The organism is Leclercia sp. UBA1284, from assembly GCF_002308415.1.
Classification (GTDB): domain Bacteria; phylum Pseudomonadota; class Gammaproteobacteria; order Enterobacterales; family Enterobacteriaceae; genus Enterobacter; species Enterobacter pneumoniae.
Window position 1 is genome coordinate 130965 of the sequence record NZ_DBUS01000008.1, and the last position, 23943, is coordinate 154907.

The window sequence follows — 23943 nt, forward strand, 5'->3', positions numbered from 1 at the left end:
CCACCCGTCGGGCTGGAGATATTCCACTGCAAATTAAGGCGGTAGAATTGTTGGTTTTTTTACTGGGGGATAAAATAGGGAATAATCTTAAAGGCCGGAATAGTCCTGGAATTAGCCCCCCCTGTATTGGTAGGGGGGCACGTTTACTCATCATAACCATTGGTCATATTATTCTGGGTGTAATAATGCCGCAGATTAACTAACAGGAGACGTAAAGGGTAACTGGCGAGCAAGGATTTTTTTCGCATCAGCAGGATCGGCATTAACCAATAATTGACCGATTCTGTTGTGCAGCTCGTCTAACTCGCTCAATTATTTATCCTGAGATTTCATGTAGTAGGTGAGTAGTGTCTGCTAATCAGAATATTTAAAATCAATAGTGATTTTGAGCTTTTCAACATCGGCCTTTATTTCACAGGCGTGCCAGAAAGAGGGCCGATGTGATGAGACGTTTTCCACAAAAAATCTCCTCAGCTCAACCAGGAGATCCAGCAAATCTGCATTGGCTTGTGCGCCAGCAGTGAACCAGTTTGTCTCACCTGAGGAGCTGTCCACATAATCAAACTCACATTTGCAGTGGTCGCCTTCAGGCGACAGCTCAGCGCGCGCAATGATTTTTGCGGCACTATCGGGCGCTGCGGCTATTAAGACCGAGCCAATGTCATTATAAATATCCTGGGATTGACGCATCATTTTTCCTGACAGATAAATTAGTTCAAATGAGGCAATTTTTATGCCCGTAATCATCATATACCAGTCAGGCTAAAATTTGATAAAAAGCGTTGTAAATTATGCCATTATGATTTTTCCATCAACGTTGCGTGGCACAGGTGATTATGCTCCGTGTACTGAAGATGTATTGAGTGGTTCCCATATACGTATTTTGACCATCCATTGAGCCAGCCAAGGAGCATGTCGACTTTGCCTTCGCCAGACAAAGTGGGTTTTCCGAGCAATTTTGTAATGACTGTCCTGTCCATCCCGCCTTTAATTCCCGGGATAAAATTGCCTGTAAAAGGTGAATGCCCATCTTCATTGCCAAAGTAAAAATGAATATGACTTAAGCAGTCTTTCCGAAACCCCATATCGATACCAGAGTGGTAAAATTTATAGTACTTCGTTTTCCCATCAGGATCGTTATATTCGTCAGCATCAGCTGATATAACCGGGGATTAACCAATAGCCTGACACAGGTTAATAACTTCAACAGAATCTTCCCTTTTACCAAGGACAGCTATAAAACTAGCCCATTCCACTGTCATTTTATAACTCCCCTCTGGCGTGTATTTCTTAACAATAATATCTTGTTTGTTAAAGCACAAATTCATAGCAAAAAGATTCCGCTAACCGAGTTCCAGGCAATTGTTAATTATCATAATAGGGTGCCCGCCTTATGGCCTGAAGAAACAACCAAACCCTTTCCGTTTCTATACAATACGAGATCGTGTAGAGATCCCATTCCGCCATAGGCTTTTGTCAGGTAATGTCCAGGGTATGAGGCAATATACTAAGACCCTGGCTTACCTTAGTTGCCATCGATCCAGACATCTTTCACCCAAGCGGCTAAATCAGGCCACTGCTCTTCACTATCACCATCGCCACTCCAGTATTGGACACGACCTTGTTGGTCTAAACAATAATAACTACCGTTATCTTCACATATGGGTAGCCACGATTCAGGTACGCCAACTTGTTTTGCATCATTTATAGCCGTTAACAACTCACCATAGAATTTTTTGTCTTCTGTAACAGACAATAGCTCGATTGTTCCATAATAGATATTGCCAACTTCCTTAAGAAGTTTCTTGTAGTCAGATGAAAAAGAAAAGCCTGTCTCTCTTTCATATTTAGAAATAAGATCATCATCCGGTAAAAGAATATTATTTCTCTCGTTCCCGGACACTACCTTTAACTCTTCAATAACATCATTCAGGCTATTAGTCATACCGTTACCTATTTAAAGTCGTTAGCTCGTTGCTTCCAGTAATCAGGGCGCCATCTGTTGAATTGTGCACGATTTATACCAGAAGGTATGCTGTTATCGTTAATGTGAATATACATTTTAACCGCGCAGGCTTCGGCGCTCATCCCGGCGCAGTTTTCGCACTTATAGCGTTCATTTTCGGCCTTCACCTGCTCTTCGGCCACTTGCTTTGTAATTTTACCCTGCGTCAGCATCGCTGCGATGTTGCCCTCAATTATGTATAGAGGCTATCGTCGTAGGGTGCTTCAGCCAGAATTTTTTGAATGTCAACTCGCGCTTCCGACTCCCAGGCTGGGTTCATATTCGCCATTATTTCAATAAATTTTGGAAAAGCGATGCGCCATCCATCCCTGCCTTTAATCCGGTGCTCTAACTCATATTGGTAGGCAATCTGATAGGCGAATTCGGACATTATCCAATAAAGCAGCGTATTCAAAGAGTGAGTGACTTTTCGGGAAAACTCATACCCTCTTTCTGAGTAAATATAATTATATGAATCTTTTTCGAATGAAATATAGGGAGTGCCGTCGCCATAGGGAGCAAAACACAGATTCACTGAATGTTTTGGAAAGCCTGCTCGTAAAATCATCTCATCAGCTTGCCTTTGTATTTCAGCAAGATAATTGTTTCGTTTCATCTCCCGCCAGCAGGGAGGGGAGGTGATTCACATTGCAACCTGTCCAGGTCTTTTACCGGTGATAAAAAAACCAGATGATCAAACCTGCAGGCAGCCCCAGCCAGGTTAACTCAAGACATATCAACACATCTTTGAAAGAGAAGGGGAAATCCTCCTTCACATTCCATACTAATCCCGCACCGACTAAACGGCCAAGGAGCGTCAGGATAAACACGGCCAGACCTATCGCGCAGCACAGGTAAAAAAGGTTAACAAACGATCTACCGCTCTTTTTCATTCTTGAAATTCCCACCTGCGAAAGCAGATTTTTGTTCAGGAAAGAAGGTTAAACAGTTCGCGTCTGAGCTGATCGAATTCATTGTTTACACTCATCAAAACACTTCCGTTTCTGTACAGTACGAGATCATTCAGAGATCCCATGCCACCATAGAAATTTAGAAAAATGTATTTGGTATCATCAGGTGCACGCTCATATTGGTCAGCCAGTTTAAAAATACTGACTGACCATTCGGCATAACCACCTAATTTTAATAGAGTAGCCATACGTTCCATATTCTCTACGATCAACGTTTTTTTATCGATAGCCATTTTAACGTTTAAGGGTAAAGGCTATCTTCAAAAGGGCTATTCATCAGTATTTCATCAAGATGACTCTGGGCTTTCACACCCCAACTCTCATCTATTTTGCCCATAAGTTCTACGATCTTAGGGAAATAGATACGTCGGCTGTCTTTGCCGGGAATTCGGTGTGCCAGTTCATAGTCTACTGCTATGGCGTGTACAAAATCATAGATTATCCAGTAAAGAAGCTCATCTGACGATGCTGTCACTTGTCGCGAAAACTCAAATCCTCTTTCTGAAAAGATATAATTATACTGCCCGTTTTCAAACGAAATGTATGGGGTTCCATCCCCGACAGGTGAAGTATGAAGGACGATCGCATGAGCCGGAAAACCGATTTTCGCTATCCGTGTTTCAACCTGTTTCTGTAGCTCGCTAATATTCATCAACATCTCAGTTCACCTTACGAATGTATTTATTGTCTAATAACCATTGCACATTTACGCGATCCTTCATATTAGGCAGGATCTGAATACCACCGCCAGGTTCCCCAAAAGCAGGTGCTATTTTGCCTTGTATAACGGGCAACGGTTTGATGACCTCATATTGATGATACTGTTCCGCTAACGTTCCCGGCGCTAAAGCACGCTGTTCCTGAGGGGTACCCAGCGGTGATAAGAATGCGCCATTTGTATTACCGTACCTGTCAAGCCTTGTTCCCACAGGAAGCGTTGCCTGAGCTGGCGCCTCGGCAAAACCTAACTTTTCAGGCCAGTTCCAGCCGCTATTTCCATTACGGTATTTATCATACTGAGACCATCCTGCTGCTTCCTCATCAGCAGCAATCCTGTTTGGTTCTGGTGTTCTTCCTGCTGTAGTTTCAGTTGGTTTTACACTGCCCGGCCCGGTTGGTTTTTCCGTCATGCCCTTCAGGCCAGTGAAGCCCGCCAGTGCTGAAGTCAGGGCATGAGCCTGCATGACTGTATCGTATTGTTTAGCTACATTTTCCCAGCTGTCATGCGATTCTTTTGCTATTGCTGTAATTGCCTGGTCGCGGGTAATGCTTCCTGCATCAAGTCCCTGAAGCACGCTTTCTACATTTTTAGCATCCTGCGGGTAGAGGTCTTTATACAACAACGAATAGGTGACGTTTTTGCCATATTTCTTCAGCGCTTCCTCTGCCGGACCAATCAAGGCTCTACAAGCTGCCCCGCCTTTGTTTCCATCGGTACATACTGACTTTATTGCCAGGTCTCGCGCTTTGTCTAACTGCCCGATGGCTGTTAATTCATTTTTTTCGTCCGGTGTGATATTTCCGGCTTGCTCTTTACGCTCCAGGACCCTTTTTCTTTCTGCTTCCTCCACGCTCAAATAGTTATTCTCAACCGTCGTCTTACCCGCCTGCGCTCCCGCCACGGCAGACGCAGAGCTGTCGCCCGCCAGCCCGCCGGACAAGCCTGCCGCCAGCGTCGCCAGCGCAGAGACCGTCTGCTTCTGGGTTTCGTCCAGCTCATCGGCCGGTTTACCGTACATCTCGAGGGCGATCATCCCCACCAGCTCGCCCGTGGCGGCACCGGCGGCACCCGCCAGCGCGTCCTGCCCCTGCGCGGCGGCCAGCGCGGCGTTGACCACCGCGTGGGCGGCCACTTTGCCCGCGTCGTTCAGGCCGCTGTAGTGGCCAATCACCTCCGCCACGTACGGCGCGGCACCACCCGCGAGGGCGGCGCTGAGATCGCTTCCCGCCAGCCCCTGAACCGCCGCCGTCGCCGCCTGAATCGCCTGCTGATACTGACCGCCGGTGCCAAAGCCCGAGGCGCTGAGCGCGTCGTTGTAGGCCGTCTGGTAGATCTGGCCGTTAATATCTTCCAGCGTCGCGGTTTTGCCCGGGTTGGCTTTTTCCCACGCGGCTTTCGCCTCCTGCAGATCCTGTGCGTTGACGTGATTCAGCTTTTCTTTCGCGGCGTTAGTGGCCCGGATGCTGCCCTCGGTGCGGGCAATATCCGCCACCTGATTACCAATCTCGCCGATCAGCTGCGCCTGCTGGAGTCGCTCCTGCTCTTTCTCTTTGTCGAAGATAGGGGAGAGCGTCTGGTTGGCATGTTCCACGTCGCGGCTGAGCTGGTTGATATCCTGCGTCTGACGAGTCGGGTCGCGGACGATCAGCGTACCGTCAGATACCGCCGCGTGCGTGGTGCTGCTGTCATGCCCGTCGCGGTTCGCGCCCACCAGCAGGCCGTTAGCCATGTTGCCAGCAAACTGGCTGCCGATGCTGCCCCCGGTGCTCATGCCCACGCTCTGGTGTTCCACTTCGAAATCTGCGCGGTTTTCAATATCGCTAAAGCCGATGGTGCCGGTATCGAGACGGTTTTTATCGGCGGTCGCCGTCGAGCCAATCACCGCCCCGTTGAGCTGGGTATGCTCGCCCACGGTCACGTCGTAGCCGCCTTTGCCCGCGAAGATCCCGGTCTGTTCCACCACCGAGTCGTAGTTGCTGTGCATCTTGTCGCGGCTGACGTTGACGCTGGCCGAGCCGGTCATGGAGCCGATGCTGAAGCTCCCGCCCGCGCTGGCGTTCTGCTGTTTCGAGTCGTAGCGATCGCTGTCCTGCTCGGAGGTGAGCGTCAGGTTGCGGCCAATGTCCGCTTTCACGGTTTCGCCGCTCACCTGGGCACCGGTCAGGGTGGCGTCGCGTCCGGTCAGGAGATTCACCTGGCGGCCCGCGTCAACGGTAGTCTCGCTGTGAGTGGTGCCGTTGCCGCTCTCATTGCCTTTGCCACGGTTGACGCTGGCGGAGATGTTAAGGCCAAAGCCGCCGGAGCCGACGCCGATCCCAACCCCGACGCTGCCGCCCTTGCTCTCGTTTTTGCCGTCCAGCAGCTGGGTGTTTTGCGCCGAGCGCAGGTACAGATCGCGGTTGGCGGCAAGGGTGATATCGTTGCCCGCCTTCAGCTGGCTGCCTTCCACGGTCAGATCTCCGTCCGCGCCGCGCGTGCCGCTGCCGGTGGCGATCACGCTGAGATCGCGCCCGGCGTTGAGGGTGCTGCCTTGAGCGGTGTTCTGCTCGCTGTACTGGGTCGATTTTGACGACTGGCTGCCGTAAGAGAGGCTAATACCCACCGTGTTGGTGTTAGAGGCATCCGCGCCCATGGCCTGATCCAACCGCCCGGCCTGCGCGGCCTGCACGCCGGAGAGCGCCGCCTTCACGCCCTGCAATGCCTGCAGGCGGCTGCTGCCGGAGGATTTAGCCTGCTGGGAGGCCTCGACGGCGCTGTTCAGCGCGCTGCCGACGGTGCCGGAGAGCGCCAGCGTCAGCCCGGAGGTTTTTTGCTCCACCTCATGGGTCTGCTGGCTGCGGTTGTTCACCGCCGTGATATCGACGTTTTTACCGCTGAGGGCCATATCCTGACCGGCCACCAAATCGGAGCCGCTCACCGTCAGGCGATCCCCGGCGCGCAGGCTGAGGTCGCCATTGACGCTGCCCACCGTGCTGCCCGCCTGGGTGGCGTCCGCGCCGGTGTCGGTGGTTTTGATGCTCTGGGTGCCGACGCTAAAGCCGATCCCGCCCGAGCTTAACAGCCCCGATTTTTTCTCCTGCTTCTGGTGCAGCTCGTTATTACGTTCGGCCTGGGTCTCGACGGTCAGGTTGTTGCCTGCCAGCAAGGCGACATCGCCCGTACCCGCCACGTTGCTGCCGCGCACGGTGAGATCGTTTCCTGCGGTCAGGTTAACGGTGTCGCCGTTCAGCTCGCTGCTCTGCACCGTCTGGCGGTCAATCTGGTCGCGGGTGGTGGTGGTGGTTTTCGACAGGAAGCCGTTACCGCCCACCACTTTATGCCGTTCGTCCAGATCCTGCGTATTCTCGCCCGCCGTCAGGGTCAGGTTATTCCCGGCGCTGACGTTCAGCGCCTCGCCAGCGGAGAGGGCGGCGGCGCGGGCGTTGAGATCGTTCCCGGCGGCCAGAGTGACGTCACCTTTACCCGTCACTTCGCTGCCGATGCTGTTGGTCTGCCCCTGTTTCAGGCTGTTATCGCCATCCCACACCAGATTATCGCGGCTGGCGGTTTCCACCGTATTCAGGGTCATATCCCGCCCGGCCACCAGCTGCGCTTTGCCGTTCTCGCCGCTGGCGATCACCTGCGCCCCGGTCAGGGTGATATCCCGCCCGGACTGCAACGCCAGCCTGCCGTCGTCGCCCTGGACGTAAATGCCGGAGACGCTGTTGATGGTGGTGCGGGCGAAGCTGTTCTCACCGTTCACGCTGGAAGCGCGGGTGGTGGTGCTGGTGAGGGTGATGTCACGTCCGGCGCGGGCCAGCACGCTGCTGTCGCCCACGATGGCGCCGCCAATATTGTTGATATCGGTGCGGGCGTTCAGGTTGACGTCTGCCCCCTGGATGGTGCCGGTCTGGTTGGTGATGTTGTCGGCATCAAGCTGCAACACATTGCGCCCGGCAATCGTCCCGCGGTTAAACAGGTCGCCGTTGAGCTTAATGGAGACGTTGTTCCCGGCAATCAGCGCCCCGGAGCCGTCGATATCTCCCGGTTTCACTTTGGCGTAGACCTGCGGGACCAGTACGTTTTCCATTGAGCCGTTCGGCATCTTCACCTGGGTGTTAACCAGCCAGACGATACCCCCGGTCAGGAGCGCCATCTGCTCCGGCGTCAGCGCCACGCCGAGCTTCAGGTCATACTGCTTGCCGAAGGTAATGCCGCGATCCATGAGCGCTTTGTACTGCTCTTCGTCGTTGTTATAGCCGTCGAGATAGCGCTGGCCGGTAATGCCAATCACCTGCTCGCGGATCAGGCGCTGCTCGTAGTAGCCATCCCCCAGCCGTTTCTGGGTGTTGTCGCCGTTAGCGGTAAAGGCGTCCTGCATATAGTCGCTGCCGAGCCACTGGCGCTCGTTGGTAAAGCGCGGATCGGTCTCCACCAGATACGGCACCTCCGCCGACGGATTCACCTTGAACAGGCTGTTATCCGGCAGGGTGGTATTCGGGCCGATAATGCGGATCGCGCCGTCGGCCGGGGTCACTTCAAACTGCTGCCCGGCAGGTGGAGTCACCGGCTCGCCCGGCGAAACGGTCTGCTGCGGCGTGGGTTTCACGCCCGCAGCCTGCCCAATCGCCACGTCCGTTCCCTGCAACACCAGCGGAGTGATACTGAGATTGCTCCCCTCGACGCTGCCGTTGCTGACCAGTTGGCCCGGTTTCAGGGCGATATCCTGAATGGTGGTTGGCGGGGTGTAGGCCGTGCGATCGCGTCCCTGCTCGTCGTCGCCTTTGTGGCGAATACGGTAGTAGTGGGTGACGGTACCCTCATCGGTGGTAAAGTGCTGGCCGGGCACGTCCTCGTTCTTCACGCTGCCCATCTGGTCAATCCCCAGGGTGCCGCCCGCAATCACCTGGCTCTTGTCGTTAAACAGTTTGTCGCCGGTCAGGAGCAGGTTGCCCCCGGCGAGGATCTTCGCCGGGTCGCTCTCTTTGATCCGGGTTTCGTCGATCGTGCGGGTGTAGTCGTACTGGTTGAAATTATCGTTGCCGTGGCCGGATCGCTCCGGCGTGTTGAGGTTTTTCAGGCCGTCGGCGGAGTTGTCATCCACCCACACGCCTTGCTCAGTCGAACTCCAGCGGTTGGTTGAACCCGTGTGCTGGTAGTCGGTCAGATCGTCCTGCGACACCCGCACCACCTCGGTGGAGAAGTGGTCGTTGATGTTGTTGATCTGTCCGGCGGCAATCGCCATATCCCCGGCGGACTCGATGGTCGAGCTGTGGTTGTTAATGGTTCCCGCGCGGCCGGTGACGACGCCGTTGTCGTCCAGCGCGCCGCCGATGGTCATGCTGCCTGCGCTGTAGATCAGGCCGTGGTCGGCGTTATTCAGCGTCTGCACGCCGAGGTTCACACGCTCGCGCCCGGCCAGCGTCGCCGCGGTGCCGTTTTCGGCGAGGTTGTTGAAGGTATCCACATTGATCCCCACCGCGTCGCCGTAGATCCGCCCGGTGCCGATGTTGGTCAGGGTGTTCGCGTTGATGCGGGTGGCGATCCCGTCGATCAGACCGGTATTGCGTACCGTGCCGGTGGCCGTCAGGGTGGTGCTCCCGGCGTTGATTTCGCCGCTGGCGAGGTTGGTCAGGTTGGCGCTCTGCACATTGAGGGCGCTGCCCGCCATCAGCTGGCCGCTGTTGGTGAGATCCCCGTCGGTGGTGAAGGTCAGGTTGCCGTTGGCGATGGTGGTGCCGGTGTTGTTCACGCCGTTAGCGCTATGGAGATCCATATCCCCCAGCGACAGCAGCTGGCCGCTGGCATCCAGCGACGCCGCGTCTACGTTCAGGGTTTTACCCGCTTTCAGGGTGCCGCCCGCGTTGACCAGATTCAGGCCGCTACCGCTAAGATCCAGGGTGTCACCGGAGGCCAGCGCCCCGGCGCTGTTGTTCAGCACGCCGCTGTTATCGATGCTCAGCGTGTTATTCGCCAGAATGCTGCCGCGCTGGTTATCCAGGGCACCGGTATTGAGCGTCAGGCTCTGGCCCTCCAGCCCCTGGTTTTCACCGAGGGTATCCTGGTTAACAAAGTTCAGGGCGTTGAGGGTCACGCTTTTGCCGCTGCGGATCAGCCCGGAAGCGTTATCCACCACGCCCCGGGCGCCGTCGAGGAGCAGTTCGCCCACCGACTGGATCTGCCCCCCGCCGTTTTGCAGATTCTGGCTGTGCAGGGCGGTATCGGCTTCGCCAATCACCCGCCCACCGCTGCGGTTATCAAGATCCGTGGCTGCAATATCCGCCGCGTCGCTGGCGGCCAGGGTGCCCGCCTGGTTATTGAGGCGGTCTGCCGAGAGGTTCAGCGCCCCCAGGCTGTTAAGGGTACCTGCGCTATTATTGATGGCACTTGAGGTGACGTTCACGTCGTCGCCCTGCAGCACGCCTCTATTATTGATAATCTGCGTGGTACCCAACGACAGGCCCTTTGCCGCCGCCAGCTGTCCGGCGGTATTGTTCAGCGTGCCGCCGTTAAAGGCGAGGCTCTCCCCGGAGAAGGTGGTGCCCTGGCTGTTATCCAGCAGGCCGCCGTTGAGGGTCATGGCCCCGACCGATTTCAGCGCGCCGCCGCTGTTGCTGAGCCTGTCGAAACCGGCGGTCAACGTGTTATTAGCGCCAATCTGGCCCTCGGTGTTGTCGACAGCGCCCGCGCTCAGGCTGAAGTCGCCGTCACTTGCCAGGAAGCCGCTCTGGTTGTTCAGCGCGCCGCTCTCAAGGCTGAGTGAACCGTGAGAGAGCAGGGAGCCGGCACGGTTATCAAACGCGCCGCCATTCAGGGCCAGGGTTGCCCCGTCGGCGATAATCACCCCCTGCTGGTTGTCGAGGCTTCCGGCGCTGATGCGCTGGGTTTTCGCCGCCTCGATACGGCCTCTGGTGTTGTTCACCGCCTGCTGGCTGGTAATTTCGCCGTCGCCTGCAGCGGCAGAGATCAGCCCCTGCTGGTTGTTTACCGTCCCGGCCTCCAGCCGGGTGTTACCCGCTACCGCCACGATCTGCCCGGCGGTGTTGTCGAGGGTGCCAGCCCTGAGCTGTACGCCGTTCGCCGCGCCAATCTGCCCCTGCTGGTTATCGAGGGTGCCCGGCAGATCGACTGTCAGGGTGCCGCTGCCGCTGTGGGCGATTTTGCCTTTCTGGTTGCTGAGATCGTGGGCGCTGACAGTCATCGTCTCCGCGCTCAGCGTGCCCCCGGCGTTATTGAGTAATTTCCCGGTGCGCAGGGTCATTTCGCTGGCGTTGACCTTCGCGCTGGCGGTGTTGAGATCCCCCGCGCCGCCGTCGAGCAGGAGGCGTTTGCCCTGGGTCTGGCTGCCGCTGAGGTCCACCCCCTGGCCGCGGGCGCTGAGGTTGCCGCCTGCCAGATTTTGCCCGTGGGCGCTGAGCTGGCCGCGGGTGCTGAGTTCCAGATCCCCCGCGTCGGCGAGCTTGCCGTCGCTTTTCACCCCGGCGGCCAGCACGCTCTGCTGGCTCCCGGTGAGGCTTGCCGCGCTCACCCGGACGTCTCTGGCGGCGGTGATCGCGCCGCTGTTGTTGAGTTCGCTGGCGGTTTGCAGGCTGGCGTTGTCGCTGGCACGCAGGGTGCCGCTGTTTTCAATGCGTCCGTCGGCGGAAAGGGTCACGCTGCCCGCCTGGGCGCCGATGGCCCCGGCGTTACGCACCCCGACGCCGCTCTCGGTGCCGACCATGCGGATCTTACCGGCATACATGCCGCCGAGGCTGGCGACGTCCACCGCCAGCTGCGGGCGGGTGGCAGGGTCGTCGCTGCCTTTTTCGATCACCTCGTGGGCAGCATCCACCCTGTTGCGCCCGGTGGTGACCTTCAGGTCTTTAGCCCACAGCCCGGCGTTAACCTTCACCGAGCGGGCGATAATGTCGGTGTAATCCGCGCCAGAGGTGTCCATCCCCGTGCCTTCGACCACCACCTCGCCGCGTTCGACGTTAAAGCCGGTCAGCGCGCCGTCTTTCATCTGCGCCTGACCGGTGGTCAGGGTAGCGCGGTTGGCGTTGATAAAGCCGCAGCCACTACAGGTGATGCCCGCCGGGTTGGCAATCACCACCTGCGCTTTTTGCCCGGCGACCTCAATCATGCCTTTCAGCTTGCTCGGATCGCGGGCGCTGACCTCGTTCAGGATCACTTTGGCTTCGCCGCGCGCCAGCCATGGATTGCCCGCCACCATGCCGCCCAGATTGGTCTGCACGTTTTTGTGGGAGTTATTGAGGATGGCCCCTTTTTTATCCACATCAAACTGGGTGTAATTGTTGCGTGAAACGCCTGCTTTCGATGGCGTCTGGATATTGACCTGCGGCGTGCCGTTGGCGCTGTTAATCACCGTCGGCTGTTGATTTTTTGGCGCGCCGGTATTGGCCACGATGTTGGCCTGTGCAGGCTGAATCGCCCCCATCGTCAGCCAGAGCCCAAAGCTGATGGCACTGACTTTGCCAATCAGTCGGCTATGGGTATGACCAATACCGGAAGCGCGGGACGAACCGGCGCGGCCAGAGCGGGCGATATCCGCCACCACCATCAGCATGCCGCGCGCTTTGTTAAAGACAATTCGGTAGAGGTTCTTATTCATGGTTCGTTCCTTTAAACGCTTCCGGCAGGTTAACGGCGAGCGGGTGTTGCTGTTGCCAGACTCTTGCTTGTTCCCGGCTGACGCGATCGCCGTGGAACGTCATCACGCGCTTGCCGCGCTCGGCGCCCCGGTGATAAAGCGCGCGCAAGACGTGATCGGGGAAAATATCGCGGCGGATCAGGGCTGACATCGCGGCGGTGTGCCCAAAGGGGGCAATCCAGTCGCAAAACCAGATTCGGTCGCCGCTATCCCAGTCCTCCTCCGGCATCTCAATGGAAGCGCGCGTCAGATAGCGCGCCTCTGACTCCTCGTTCAGCCACGCCCAACTGAGGAAGAAAACCGGCCGATCCCCTTCGGCGATCAGCACATACTGACGGCGCTTGATAATGGGTAAGAGCAACGTCGGCAGGGCATGCAGCGGGGCATCCCGGTGCATCGGGGAGTGCATCCACAGCCAGACGGTGGCCCCCAGCACTTCGGCTTCACTCTCTTCCCCGCCGAGGATCAGCGGCGCTTTGATCTCCAGGTTTCCGATGCGCATCACCAGCTCCAGTTGAGGTTAAAGCCGAGCGTGAGATCGCTGGTTTCAAAGCCGTCCGGCTTCGAGAACGGCGTACCGGCGAAGAAATCGTAACCGGTGTTAAACGCGCTCCCGCGCAGGCCGACGACGCCGCCCGCCAGATGGCGGCCAACCGGAATATCTGCGCTGTAACCGCCCACTTCGCCGTAGTCTGCGCCAAGATAGAGCTCCTGATTCGGCAGCGGCGTGCGCCAGGCCAGATCGTTACGCACGTACCAGCCGTGGCTGGCGCTCAGGGTGCGCTCACCGTCGAAGCCGCGCACGGTCCAGCGGTTACCGATGGAGAACTGATCCTGCGGCGTCAGCGGGGTATTGCTCATCTGGCGCAGATACTGCACGTTGTAGCGGAAGTTTTGCGTTCCTATCTCAAAGGGCAGATCGAGCTGAGCGTTGAGCTGCGTGATTTTGCTGAGGGCGGTCGCCTCGCCCCAGAACTCTTCCGGCGCTGGCTGGGCACCAAACCAGCGGGTACCGCGTTGATAGCTGATGCCCGCATCCAGCGTCGCCTGGCCGATGTAATGGCGATGATCCAGCCCTACGCGCCATGCCGCCGTCTGGCGGCGCTGGACGCCGACTTCGGTATCGTCGATAAAGTTGCGGGTTTCTCGGGTCATCACATCGTATGTGAAGGTGGTTTTTTGTGAGCCGCTGCGGTGCAGCACGCGGCTGAGCTGTACGTCGAGGTTTTTACTTTTGCCGCTGTAGCGGTAATCGCCATTCAACCCGGCCACGGTCTGGTGGTAGTCATAGTCGCTACCGGTTACGCCCAGCATCCAGTAGCCAAAAGGCACCGAGTAGTGGGCGGTGTAGTTTTTACTGCCTTTGCCGCTCTTGTCATTGAGATCGTGGCTGGCAGAAAAATAGAGCAGGTCGCTAAGGGAGAAGGGGTTGTCCAGCGACAGGGTCACGCCGCCCTGGTAGCGGCCGGTGGTTTCGGTACCGGCATCGTCCAGCGACAGGCCCAGACGCCACATTTTGCGCTGCTTACGGGTAATCACAATATCGCTCTCGCCGGGTTTCTCCCCGGGCAGCAACTCCATATTGGCTTCCACCGTCGGCAAGCGCTGTAAATTTTCCAGCCCCTGCTCAATGTCACGCAGATCCAGCAGATTGCCTTCGTGAGCCGGGAAGGCGCTGTAAAGCTGGATGTAGTCGTCGCTCTCGTCAGTGAGTTTCACGTGTCGCACATAGCCCGGCACGATCGTAAGTTTTAAGGTGCCGCTTTTCAGATCCTGCGAAGGGGCGAGCACGCGGGTCGTTATCCAGCCGTGGTCGACAATGCGGTTTTGCAGGGTACTCATCAGCAGGTTTATCCCTTTGCCGCCAATACAGCGACCTTGCGCCTGGCTGGCGATGCGCTGCAGCGGTAACCAGTGCGGCAGAGCCTCCTGGCCGCTTAGCGCTACGCGTTTAATCTCAAAGCAGGGCGTTTCGATGGGAAAGTCGATGCGGCCAAAGCCCGACGACGGCTCAGACAGGCGAACATCCGGTACCGGCGGCGTTAATTGTTGTTCTAATGCTCTCTGACGTTGCTGCTGAATAATGAATTGGTTTTCGGGGTCTGCCGCATGGGCAGGGAGCATTAAAGACAGGCCAGTGGCTGTCGTTATTATCAACGCGAGACTGTGTCGGGCTATCATGGGAAATCCGTGCCGTGTAAGAAAAAAGGATGCAATGTGAATTTGTGTAAAATTGTTTAAGGAAAGGGCGTTGAATGAAAGAGGGATTAATCCTAAAGCCCGGAATATTCCGAGTTTTAATATCCTTAAATCTGGTAGGTAGAGGGGGGCTAGAATATATTTAGTGGGGATTGGCGGGCATCGGTTAAATACCCGCGTAAGACTTAAGTGAAATTTGGCTTATTTCTGGATGTGGTCCACACGCACCACCGGCGGATTCATTTTTTTATCCAGACTGCCATTAATACTAATCATGTGATCGGGTTTTACCGTGCGTCCATCAAATACGGCTTGCGGAATAATGGTATCAATGGTACCCGTTTTATCGCGGAATTTAAATTTATCGCCGCCAGAGCCATCAATCAAATTACCGCGCAGCGAGATAGTGGCACCATCATGCATCTCTTTGGCCTGCGTAACGGTCATGATGCGGGCATCCTCTGTGCCACGATAGCCTTCGTCCAGCGAGTGGGGCGCCGGGGGAGCAGCATCTTTCTTCAGTCCACCATTATCATCGGCCCAGGCTGCCGGGATTAAAAAACAACACAATAAGGGTGCAACTAATAATTTCATACTGCCTCCTTGGTTTAACCTTGCTTGACTTATTAAGCCTGGTTGCTATTTTTTATTTTGCAAACAAGAACAGTCTTAATCCAAATTATCTTTAAAAATCATCTGGCTGCATAATTTTAATAAACGAGACGGTGAGGTGATAAATGGCGAAAGTAAAAGAAACTTCATCCCCCCTCCCCGGGGTTGATGAGGACCGCTTTGCGCTCCAGTTTGAGTCACTGTGTCACCGCTTCGGTTTAATTTTTTTGTTAATTATCGTTGTCGCCGCACTGGCCGGTTTTTTTTCCAACGGCTATTTTAGCGAAACGATACAAAAATCCCCGAATAATATATTGCAGGTGCACTACGAACGTTTTGGTCGATTGCAAACCCCGGTACAGGTGAAAATTTCCCTGCATCTTCAAACTAGCCAGCGCCTGACCCTCCGGCTGGGGCAGGATTATATGACCCATTTTGAAACCGAAAATATCTGGCCGCAGCCTGACGAAATGCGTAGTGACGGGGCAGATATCGTGCTGGTCTATAACGAAGTCACCCCCCAGCAGCCCTTTACCGTCTGGCTCTACACCACGCCAGACCAGCCAGGAAAAGCCGTTACCACCGTCAGCGTTAATAACGAGCCAGGCATTCGCTTCTGGCAGTTTATCTATCCGTAGGGGGCCGAAATGGAGATGATTCTGAGGGCGGTGGCGATCTATCTGATCTTGCTGGTGGTCTTTAAAATCGCCGGGCGGCGCGCTCTGCTACAAATGACCAGCTTCGATCTCATCTTGCTGTTAATTATCAGCGAAGCCACCCAGCAGGCGCTGCTGGGGAATGATTTCTCCGTCACGGGTGCAATGTTAACCATTGTTACGCTGGTGGTGATCGATATGCTTTTTGGCGTGCTGAAAAAATATATTCATGGTGCGGAATCGATGCTGGATGGCTCACCGGTTATTTTGGTGTCGCACGGGGAATTGCAAAATGACAAATTAAAAAAAGTCGATGTCTCCTGCGACGATATTTTGGTCTCCGCCCGCCAAAACCACGGAATTACTGAACTGAAAGAGATTAAATATGCCATCCTTGAACGTAATGGTCATATTTCTATTATTCCTGAAGAGAGTGCATCATGACAGAAAATATCTGGAACGAAGCGAAAACACTTAAGGAGCTCACCCGGCAGGTTGCGACTGTTTTACCTGACCTGGGCTGGTATCTCACCACGGCAGAGTCCTGTACGGGCGGCAATCTGGCGTCGGCGTTATGCGCCGAAGCGGATACCGCCTCCTTCTTCGACACTGGCGTGGTCACCTTTAGCGATGACGCCAAACATAAAGTGCTGGGGGTGAGTAAAGCGACGCTGGATAAGTACACCGCCGTAAGCGGACAGACGGTGAGTGAAATGGCACAGGGTGCGTTAAAGCTGGCGGCAGCGGATTTAAGCATCGCCATTAGCGGCTACGCCGGGCCCGACGGCGGCGATGACGGCACCCCCGCGGGCACCGTCTGGTTTGCCTGGGGGTTTCGCGGCGAGGTGAGTACGGCGGTGCAGCATTTTACCGGCGAGTGTGAAGACGTTATCGAAAAAGCGGTGCGTTATGCACTGTCGGAACTGTTGCGGCGCATTCCGCACTGGAAAAAGCAGCTGCACTAAGGAGAGCAAGATGGGTGTTGTGGTAATTACTGGCGCGACGGCGGGGTTAGGAAAGGCAACGGCGCTGCGTTTTGCCCGGGCGGGGTTCAATGTGGGGATCATTGCCCGCGATGACCACAGCCTTGCGGTTGCACGTGAAGAGGTGGCGCGTCATGGCGTGAAATGCCATACGGTGAATGCTGATGTCGCGGATGCGCAGGCCATTATGACGGCAGCGCAGGAGATGGAACAGCATCTTGGCAGTATTGATGTGTGGGTCAACAACGCCATGTGTGGCGTCCTGGCGCCGTTTCGCGCCATGGAAGATGACGAGTTTCGTCGGGTCACCGACGTCACCTATCTGGGTTACGTCAATGGCACCCGGGCGGCGCTGGCGGTGATGACGCCCCGTGATTCAGGGATGATTATTCAGGTCGGCTCGGCGATGGCCTATCGTTCCATTCCCCTGCAATCAGCCTACTGCGGCGCCAAAGCGGCCATTCGCGGTTTTACCGACGCGGTGCGGACTGAGCTGATTCACGAGAGGATCAATATCCACCTGGCGATGGTCCAGCTGCCTGGACTCAATACGCCGCAGTTTGCATGGGCGCGGAATAAATTTGCCTTTTCTATGCGCCCGCTGGGCCCGGTGTATGAACCGGAAGTGGCCGCCGAGGCCATCTACAACGTGGTACAACGCCCGGTGCGTGAGCTCTGGGTTGGGCGCAGTACACTGCAGTCGATTGTCGGCCAGTTTCTCTTTCCCGGTCTGCTTGACCGCATGATGGTGAAAAAGGCGTGGGAGGGGCAGATGACCAATGAGCTGAATGCGCCCGATCGGGAAGATTATCTCTCGGGGCCGGTCAGCGGTATGCATCAGGTTCATGGCCGCTTCTCTTCAGAAGCGAATACCCGGGCGACGGCCATCACCTCTGGCGTACCGGGTAAGGTGCTGGTCGGCACGGTGGCAGTGGCCGCCGGTCTGCTGGTCGCCCGGCTGTTTACCGGTCGTAAGCGTTAATTAACGCCGCGGGGGCTGGCGTAACCAGACCCCGCGTTAACCCTTTTCGCCCTGATGAGATAAGAGGGCCGCCCCCACCCTGGCGCAGCTTAGTGATAGCCTTCATTACCGGAGATCTTGCCACGAAACACGTAGTAGCTCCAGGCGGTATAGACGAGGATCACCGGGATAATCAACAGCGTTCCCACCAACATAAACAGCTGGCTTGATGGCGGTGCCGCGGCATCCCACAGGGTAATACTCGGTGGAATGAGATTGGGCCACAGGCTGATACCCAGCCCACTAAAGCCGAGGAAGATCAACCCCAGCGTTAAGATAAAGGGCATCACGTGGCTGTTAGGGTTCAGGCTGAGACGCCATATCCACAGGCTAAATACCCCTACCAGCAGCGGGACCGGCAAGAACCAGAAGAAATTGGGCAGCGAGAACCAGCGGTCGGAGACATACTGCCAGCCGAGAGGTGTCCAGATACTCACCACGGCAATGACTCCCACCAGCGCCAGCAGCACCCGGCGTGTAAGATGGCGCATATGGATCTGTAACGCCCCTTCGCTTTTCATGACCAGCCAGGTGGTGCCCAGCAGGGAATAGGCCACCATCAGACCCAGCCCGCAGAAGAGGTTAAAGGGCGTTAACCAGTCGAGGGAGGAGCCGACAAAACGACGTCCCTCCACCTCAAAGCCGTTGATCATCGCCCCAACCACAATGCCCTGGCTAAAGGTCGCCAGCAGCGAACCGCCTGCAAAGGAGTAGTCCCAGAATTTACGGTGCGACGGGGTGGCCTTGAAGCGAAACTCAAAGGCCACGCCGCGGAAAATAAGACCAATCAGCATGGCGGTGAGCGGTATGGTCAGCGCGTCAATAATCACCGCATAGGCCAGCGGAAATGCGCCAAACAATCCCGCGCCGCCTAACACCAGCCAGGTTTCATTGCCATCCCATACCGGTGCGACGCTGTTTACCATCACGTCTCGCGACTGGGGATCGCGCTCGAAATAAAAGAGCATCCCAATCCCCAGGTCGAAGCCGTCCATAATGATGTACATCAGGGTGGCGAATACGATTATGGCCACCCAGATTACTGAAATATCGACGCCCATCAGGATTTCTCCTCTTCCGGTACCGGTTCCGCCGCAGAGAGCGGACGTGCCGGCCTGCCATCGGTATGCAGCGTCAGCGCTTCGGTCGGCTGCGGCCCTTTTTTAATCAGGCGAATCAGGTAGAGCAAACCCACGCCAAAGACGGAGCAGTAGACAACAATAAAGGCCAGCAGGCTGATGCTCATCTGTAGCGTGCTGTGCAGTGACACGGCGTCGACGGTGCGTAGGTAGCCATAAACGACCCACGGCTGTCGGCCCACCTCGGTGGTGATCCAGCCCGCCAGTACCGCCAGCACACCGGCGGGGCCCATGCAGAGCGCAAACCAGTGGAAGGGGCGGGACTGGTACAGCCGCTTACGGTAGCGCAGCCACAGGCTACCGAGCCCCAGGGCAATCATTAACAGGCCAAGACCGACCATGGCCCGGAACGACCAGAAGACGATGGTGGAGTTGGGGCGATCCTCTTTCGGGAAATCTTTCAGCGCCGGAACTTGCTTATCCAGGCTGTGCGTCAGGATCAGGCTACCCAGCGCCGGGATCTCAAGGCCATATTTGGTCCGCTCTTCCTCCATATCGGGCAGGCCGAAGAGCAGCAGCGGCGTCGCTTCGCCGGGGGGATTTTCCCAGTGTCCTTCAATGGCGGCAATCTTCGCGGGCTGATGCTCCAGCGTATTCAGGCCGTGCATATCGCCGACCAGCGCCTGAACCGGAGCAACCAGCAGCGCCATCCACAGCGCCATCGAGAACATTTTGCGCACCGCCGGGGTGTTGTTGCCCCGCAGCAGATGCCACGCCCCGGAGGCACCCACAAACAGGGCGCTACTCAAAAAGGCGGCGATGGACATATGAATAAGCCGATAGGGGAAGGACGGGTTAAAGATAATGGCAAACCAGTCTTGCGGAATGACCTGACCATTTTCAATGCTGAATCCCTGTGGCGTGTGCATCCAGCTGTTGGAAGCGAGGATCCAGAATGTGGACATCAGCGTGCCCAGCGCCACCATGCAGGTGGCAAAGAAGTGCAGCCCCGGCCCAACCTTGTTCCAGCCAAAGAGCATCACGCCCAGGAAGCCAGCTTCGAGGAAGAAGGCGGTGAGCACCTCATAGGTGAGTAGCGGCCCGGTGATGCTGCCGGCAAACTGGGAAAAACCGCTCCAGTTGGTGCCAAATTGATAGGCCATCACCAGCCCTGAGACCACCCCCATACCGAAGTTGACGGCGAAGATTTTGAGCCAGAAATGGTAGAGCGATCGCCAGACGTCATTTTTGGTGCGCAACCACATCCCTTCAAGTACCACAAGATAGCTGGCGAGGCCGATGGTCAAGGCGGGAAAAATAATGTGAAACGAGACAGTAAAGGCAAACTGCAGCCTGGCAAGATGAAATGCGTCGAGTTCAAACATGTGTTCTCTTCCCCATCAACGAATGCCCCGTGGGGACGGGGCATTTGGGTATGGCATAGTAGAAGGGGTTAAGCTTTTTTCTTACCGGCACCCAGTTCTGCGCCGGTGAGAGGGTCGGCTTTCGGATCCGACTCGGTACGTTTAGCCATCGCTTTAAGCAGGGCGCTTTGCTCTTTTGACAGAGACACAGACGCGCTGCCATCTCCCCCATCAACAGCAGGCTGCGGATTAGCGACGTATTCAAAGTTATTGTCGCTGTTCCAGCTGCCCCGTACTTCACCACCTTCAGACATATTGTAGTAGGTGTTGGCGTATTGCTCGATGGGTGGCAATTTCCCCGGTGGGAAATTATTGCGAATGGACTGCAACGCCTTCTCAAAGGAGAGCTGGTGTGCCGCTTCGCGGGTCATCAGAAAAGCCAGCGCATCTTTCACGCCCGGATCGTCGGTGACGTTAATCAGACGCTCATAAATGATTTTCGCGCGCGCTTCTGCCGCGATGTTGGAGCGCAGATCCGCCGTCGCCTCACCGATGGTGTCGATATAGGCCGCCGTCCAGGGGACGCCTGCGGAGTTAGTCAGCGGAGGACCACCCCCGTACAGGAGCGAGGTGATGTGGCTGTCGTTACCGTTCGCCGTTAGCGAACGATAGAGTTCAGCTTCACTTTCGATCCCTTCTGCCAGTTCACCTTTGGCGCCTTTATTAAGCATGCCAACCAGCGTCCCGATAATCTCCAGGTGGCTAAGCTCTTCGGTGGCGATATCCATCAGCATATCTTTACGCCCTGGATCGTCATCCCCCAGCCCCTGGGTGAAGTAACGGCAGGCGGCAGCCAGTTCACCCTGAGGGCCGCCAAACTGTTCGAGCAGCAGGTTCGCCAGGCCCGGATTGGGCTCGGCGACGCGCACGGTATATTGCAGTTGTTTTACGTGTCGAAACATAGGCTCTCCTGTGATTTATTTTTTCGCTTCCACGCCATCGGCGTCGGAGCGCAGGAGGAACTTTTCCGTGGTATCCGGGATATGACGGATCAGCCAGTCGGCCATTTGCTGCTCTTCGGCAAGAATAGATTCAATCGCAGGTACTGATGCGGTATCGCCAGCCTTCTTCGCTGCCGCCAGCAGAGAGGTATAACAGGCTATCTCGAACTGCTCGAAAACATAGCCGCTGATGGAGCCTTTAACAATCTCATCTGACGGGAACATACCGCCGATGGACTGACCCAGGGCTGCCATTTTACTCATGGAATCTTTTACCAGCGAGCGCGAGATATCATTGCGATCAAGGATCTCTTCCAGCACAGTAATTTGATGTTTGGTTTCGGTGATGTGCTGCTCAATACGCGCGCGTACATCGGGATAGTTGTCTATGCGGCTGGCCATCGATTCGAGCATGGATTCGGCTTGCTTTTCCATCGCGTGAGCATCGCGTAGCCAGTCATGGTAATGTTCTACGTGATTCATAGTCTGTTCCTCAGTGTGTTTGCAACGTTATTATTTACCGGCTTTCTGATTGATGTTGCTTACGGCCAAATCAGTCAGTTTGATATCTGTCGCTTTCTCTTCTTCCAGCGTTTCAGCCAACAGTTTTACCGCCTTGCGATAACCTAACTGTTCGGCGAGGGTCGCCAGGGTGCCGTAGCTGGCAATTTCGTAATGTTCGACTTTCTGCGCCGCAGCGATTAACGCCGCATCGCGGACTTCATTTTTCTCGGTGCTTTCGATGACTTCATTGGCTTCTTCAATTAAGCCTTCCATCGCAACACACTTCATTCGTTTGATTTTCAGGTTTGGTTCAGATTCCACGACCTGATCAATACGTTCGATCTGTCCTTGCGTCTCTTCAAGGTGCGCTTTAAAGGCGGCGCTCAATTTTTCACTTGAAGCCTCACGAGCAAGTTTCGCTAGCGCACGCGTCAGCTGCTTTTCTGCGCTGTAGGTGTCTGATAGCAGATGAATAAAAACATCTTCCATAGATTTCATATTCATAAGATCGCTCCGTTATTGACGACAGTAAAATACTGCGAGCCCGCAAGCCCGCAGCTCTCTCATTTTTCATTTCACTAGTAAGATGAAAAACTAATTAGGAGTTGTCAGATTTCCGTCCGCCACCATGGCTATTCTGACCCCCTTTTTTGCCAGCTTCAGAGGCACGCTGCGGATCGTTTTTAAAGTTACCGCCGCTTTGCTGACCACCTTTTTTCCCTGCTTCAGACGCTTTTTCACGGTCTTGAGAGAAATTACCTGAACCACCACGTTGATCTGCCATATTTCAACCCTCACATGTTGCATTTATGTCAGTTAAGATACGATGTGTTCGTATCAATATGTCGTTCAGGATTAAATTTAGTTTTTATTCGGAAGGAGTCAAATCGATGTTTTTAGATATTTCACTGAGGGTTTTGTTTTTTTAACATATTATCGCTTCGCTTGTTTTTATAATAAACTGCGGCAAGATGATGTATTGCATCGCTCTTCCGCTTAAGCGCAGCGCTAAATTACTTTTACGTTGCGGTTCAGCATTGAGTGCCAGACGTGGCGGGGTTCTTTACGTAAGTTTACATAACTGCTTTAAGGGCTTATAGCCTATAAAAAAATAAAATTGCTGAGACAATTCTTAATTATTCTGAAGGGGGTTGCAGTCCGGTTAATGGCATCACTGTTGGAGTGTTGAGAATTGCTTAAATAATCTACTGCTGTAAGGGGTCGACCATAGTATAAAAATAAAAAAACTGATTGTTTATTATTGGTGAGTCACGTTGGATTCATTTTGAAATATATTCTATATAAATTTCCAGATCACTATTAATTATTCCATAAAAATGTGTTGGCAATGATGAAGAAAATAAGTGAGATTTTGCATCCATAGTATGAGGCGAAAGCGGCAAGAACAGGCTAATGTGCCATCGACCCGGCGAGTGTGGCTCAGTTTGCCGGGTCGTTCTCACTATAAATCAACGACGTGGAGGGCGCTCAACCTGTAGACATTCGCCAGTGAAACGCCCATTCGTAAAGGCTATTTCTCCTGATTTGAGTTTATTACGAATATCACGGCATGCTGCCAGCCGTAGCCTTTTACTCATTTCTATAAAAAGAAGCTCAGGTGTGGTGACATGGGGCTCAGTAACGATCTGTGGTAACGACATATTCCCTTCCTCCTGATGCGCAGTTGCTATATGCCTGCCATCCGTTAAACAACGTTTTGAACAATCGACTTTTCGGATAGCCAGTCAGACCTAAAATCCGACTGTAAAGATCTACCAGGTCGTCCTTGCGTAAACCGAGAGGGTCAGTGGCCGCAGAAAAAACATAGGCACCAGCCCTCGCAGCAGAGTAATGCTCAAAAATTATACGTGCAACTTTAAACAATACGCGTCCACCCGAAAGGCCAGAATGCGGAATATGCCTGAACCCTTTGAAATCCAGGGCTTCATGATCTATTTCGTCGAAAATAACAGCCCACAGATTATTGAAGGAGCGCGAAGCAGAGGCAGTAAATTTCAGAATACTGCCCCCTTTATGTGTAAAATCTTGCAGGACGTCTACTTTCTCAAATCCGACAGCATAGAGCCTGCCGCCAAGGGTAAAGGTTCGGTACACCATCCCATGACCGCAGTCTTCACAAAAGGGTGCTTGCCAGCCCGCCTGTTCATCCATTTTGCCCTCCCTGAGCAATATCTATC

General features: G+C 55.0%; 22 protein-coding genes. 4 read left to right on the forward strand and 18 right to left on the reverse strand.

Features of this window, described 5'->3' with window-relative positions:
- Positions 1 to 354 precede the first annotated feature (354 nt).
- The 11 genes from B3511_RS18170 to B3511_RS18215 form a co-directional block, all read right to left on the reverse strand.
- A complete protein-coding gene (locus B3511_RS18170) occupies positions 355 to 750 on the reverse strand; it encodes a hypothetical protein (protein WP_349676219.1) in 396 nt (131 codons plus the stop codon).
- Positions 751 to 1372: 622 nt separating this feature from the next.
- Complete coding sequence (locus B3511_RS20690) at positions 1373 to 1504, reverse strand: DUF6966 domain-containing protein (RefSeq protein ID WP_414671883.1); 132 nt, start codon at positions 1502 to 1504, stop codon at positions 1373 to 1375.
- Between the two features lie 21 nt (positions 1505 to 1525).
- On the reverse strand, positions 1526 to 1945 hold the full coding sequence (locus B3511_RS18175; RefSeq protein ID WP_286787165.1) for an SMI1/KNR4 family protein: 420 nt from the start codon (positions 1943 to 1945) through the stop codon (positions 1526 to 1528).
- An 8-nt stretch (positions 1946 to 1953) separates the two neighbouring features.
- Positions 1954 to 2178 carry an HNH/ENDO VII family nuclease gene (locus tag B3511_RS20635; protein WP_212476329.1) on the reverse strand — a complete coding sequence of 75 codons (225 nt, stop codon included), beginning with the start codon at positions 2176 to 2178 and terminating at the stop codon, positions 1954 to 1956.
- A 20-nt stretch (positions 2179 to 2198) separates the two neighbouring features.
- Complete coding sequence (locus B3511_RS18185) at positions 2199 to 2621, reverse strand: Imm63 family immunity protein (RefSeq protein WP_286787167.1); 423 nt, start codon at positions 2619 to 2621, stop codon at positions 2199 to 2201.
- Between the two features lie 312 nt (positions 2622 to 2933).
- Positions 2934 to 3209: a DUF6966 domain-containing protein gene (locus tag B3511_RS18190; RefSeq protein WP_286787168.1), complete on the reverse strand. Its 276-nt coding sequence runs from the start codon at positions 3207 to 3209 to the stop codon at positions 2934 to 2936.
- 8 nt (positions 3210 to 3217) lie between these two features.
- Complete coding sequence (locus B3511_RS18195; protein ID WP_212476323.1) at positions 3218 to 3634, reverse strand: Imm63 family immunity protein; 417 nt, start codon at positions 3632 to 3634, stop codon at positions 3218 to 3220.
- A 1-nt stretch (position 3635) separates the two neighbouring features.
- The gene (locus B3511_RS18200) at positions 3636 to 12287 is read right to left on the reverse strand and encodes a hemagglutinin repeat-containing protein (RefSeq protein WP_286787169.1); all 8652 of its coding nucleotides are present in this window, start codon (positions 12285 to 12287) and stop codon (positions 3636 to 3638) included.
- Positions 12280 to 12828, reverse strand: a complete 549-nt coding sequence (locus B3511_RS18205; RefSeq protein WP_040074334.1) for a toxin-activating lysine-acyltransferase — start codon at positions 12826 to 12828, stop codon at positions 12280 to 12282. Before B3511_RS18205 ends, B3511_RS18200 begins: the two co-directional genes overlap by 8 nt.
- Entirely contained in the window at positions 12828 to 14450 is a 1623-nt protein-coding gene (locus B3511_RS18210) for a ShlB/FhaC/HecB family hemolysin secretion/activation protein (RefSeq protein WP_286787171.1), read from the reverse strand. Before B3511_RS18210 ends, B3511_RS18205 begins: the two co-directional genes overlap by 1 nt.
- Before the next feature lie 276 nt (positions 14451 to 14726).
- Complete coding sequence (locus tag B3511_RS18215; protein WP_286787173.1) at positions 14727 to 15119, reverse strand: YdeI family stress tolerance OB fold protein; 393 nt, start codon at positions 15117 to 15119, stop codon at positions 14727 to 14729.
- 143 nt (positions 15120 to 15262) lie between these two features.
- Here B3511_RS18215 and B3511_RS18220 point away from each other — a divergent pair, with 143 nt between their 5' ends.
- From B3511_RS18220 to B3511_RS18235, 4 genes are read left to right on the forward strand one after another with little or no spacing between them, the layout of a single operon-like run.
- On the forward strand, positions 15263 to 15775 hold the full coding sequence (locus tag B3511_RS18220; protein ID WP_286787175.1) for a hypothetical protein: 513 nt from the start codon (positions 15263 to 15265) through the stop codon (positions 15773 to 15775).
- 9 nt (positions 15776 to 15784) lie between these two features.
- Positions 15785 to 16237, forward strand: coding sequence for a DUF421 domain-containing protein (locus B3511_RS18225; protein WP_286787176.1), 453 nt, complete (start codon positions 15785 to 15787; stop codon positions 16235 to 16237).
- On the forward strand, positions 16234 to 16758 hold the full coding sequence (locus B3511_RS18230) for a 2-oxo-tetronate isomerase (protein ID WP_046886092.1): 525 nt from the start codon (positions 16234 to 16236) through the stop codon (positions 16756 to 16758). Before B3511_RS18225 ends, B3511_RS18230 begins: the two co-directional genes overlap by 4 nt.
- Before the next feature lie 10 nt (positions 16759 to 16768).
- Complete coding sequence (locus tag B3511_RS18235) at positions 16769 to 17758, forward strand: SDR family oxidoreductase (RefSeq protein ID WP_207292258.1); 990 nt, start codon at positions 16769 to 16771, stop codon at positions 17756 to 17758.
- An 89-nt stretch (positions 17759 to 17847) separates the two neighbouring features.
- On the opposite strand, the gene cydB is transcribed toward B3511_RS18235, so the two are convergent.
- The 7 genes from cydB to B3511_RS18270 all read right to left on the reverse strand — a co-directional run bounded on the left by cydB (position 17848) and on the right by B3511_RS18270 (position 23917).
- The gene (gene cydB / locus B3511_RS18240) at positions 17848 to 18858 is read right to left on the reverse strand and encodes a cytochrome d ubiquinol oxidase subunit II (RefSeq protein WP_212476314.1); all 1011 of its coding nucleotides are present in this window, start codon (positions 18856 to 18858) and stop codon (positions 17848 to 17850) included.
- Positions 18858 to 20261: a cytochrome ubiquinol oxidase subunit I gene (locus B3511_RS18245; protein WP_040074343.1), complete on the reverse strand. Its 1404-nt coding sequence runs from the start codon at positions 20259 to 20261 to the stop codon at positions 18858 to 18860. Before B3511_RS18245 ends, cydB begins: the two co-directional genes overlap by 1 nt.
- A 68-nt stretch (positions 20262 to 20329) precedes the next feature.
- Positions 20330 to 21202 (reverse strand): manganese catalase family protein, encoded by an 873-nt coding sequence (locus B3511_RS18250; protein ID WP_286787179.1) that lies wholly within the window; start codon positions 21200 to 21202, stop codon positions 20330 to 20332.
- 15 nt (positions 21203 to 21217) lie between these two features.
- Entirely contained in the window at positions 21218 to 21724 is a 507-nt protein-coding gene (locus B3511_RS18255; protein WP_286787181.1) for a ferritin-like domain-containing protein, read from the reverse strand.
- A gap of 30 nt (positions 21725 to 21754) precedes the next feature.
- Positions 21755 to 22249 (reverse strand): ferritin-like domain-containing protein, encoded by a 495-nt coding sequence (locus B3511_RS18260; RefSeq protein WP_286787182.1) that lies wholly within the window; start codon positions 22247 to 22249, stop codon positions 21755 to 21757.
- A gap of 94 nt (positions 22250 to 22343) precedes the next feature.
- Positions 22344 to 22529, reverse strand: coding sequence for a general stress protein (locus B3511_RS18265; RefSeq protein ID WP_040074347.1), 186 nt, complete (start codon positions 22527 to 22529; stop codon positions 22344 to 22346).
- Between the two features lie 851 nt (positions 22530 to 23380).
- Positions 23381 to 23917: a hypothetical protein gene (locus B3511_RS18270; protein ID WP_233800811.1), complete on the reverse strand. Its 537-nt coding sequence runs from the start codon at positions 23915 to 23917 to the stop codon at positions 23381 to 23383.
- Between the last annotated feature and the right edge of the window lie 26 nt (positions 23918 to 23943).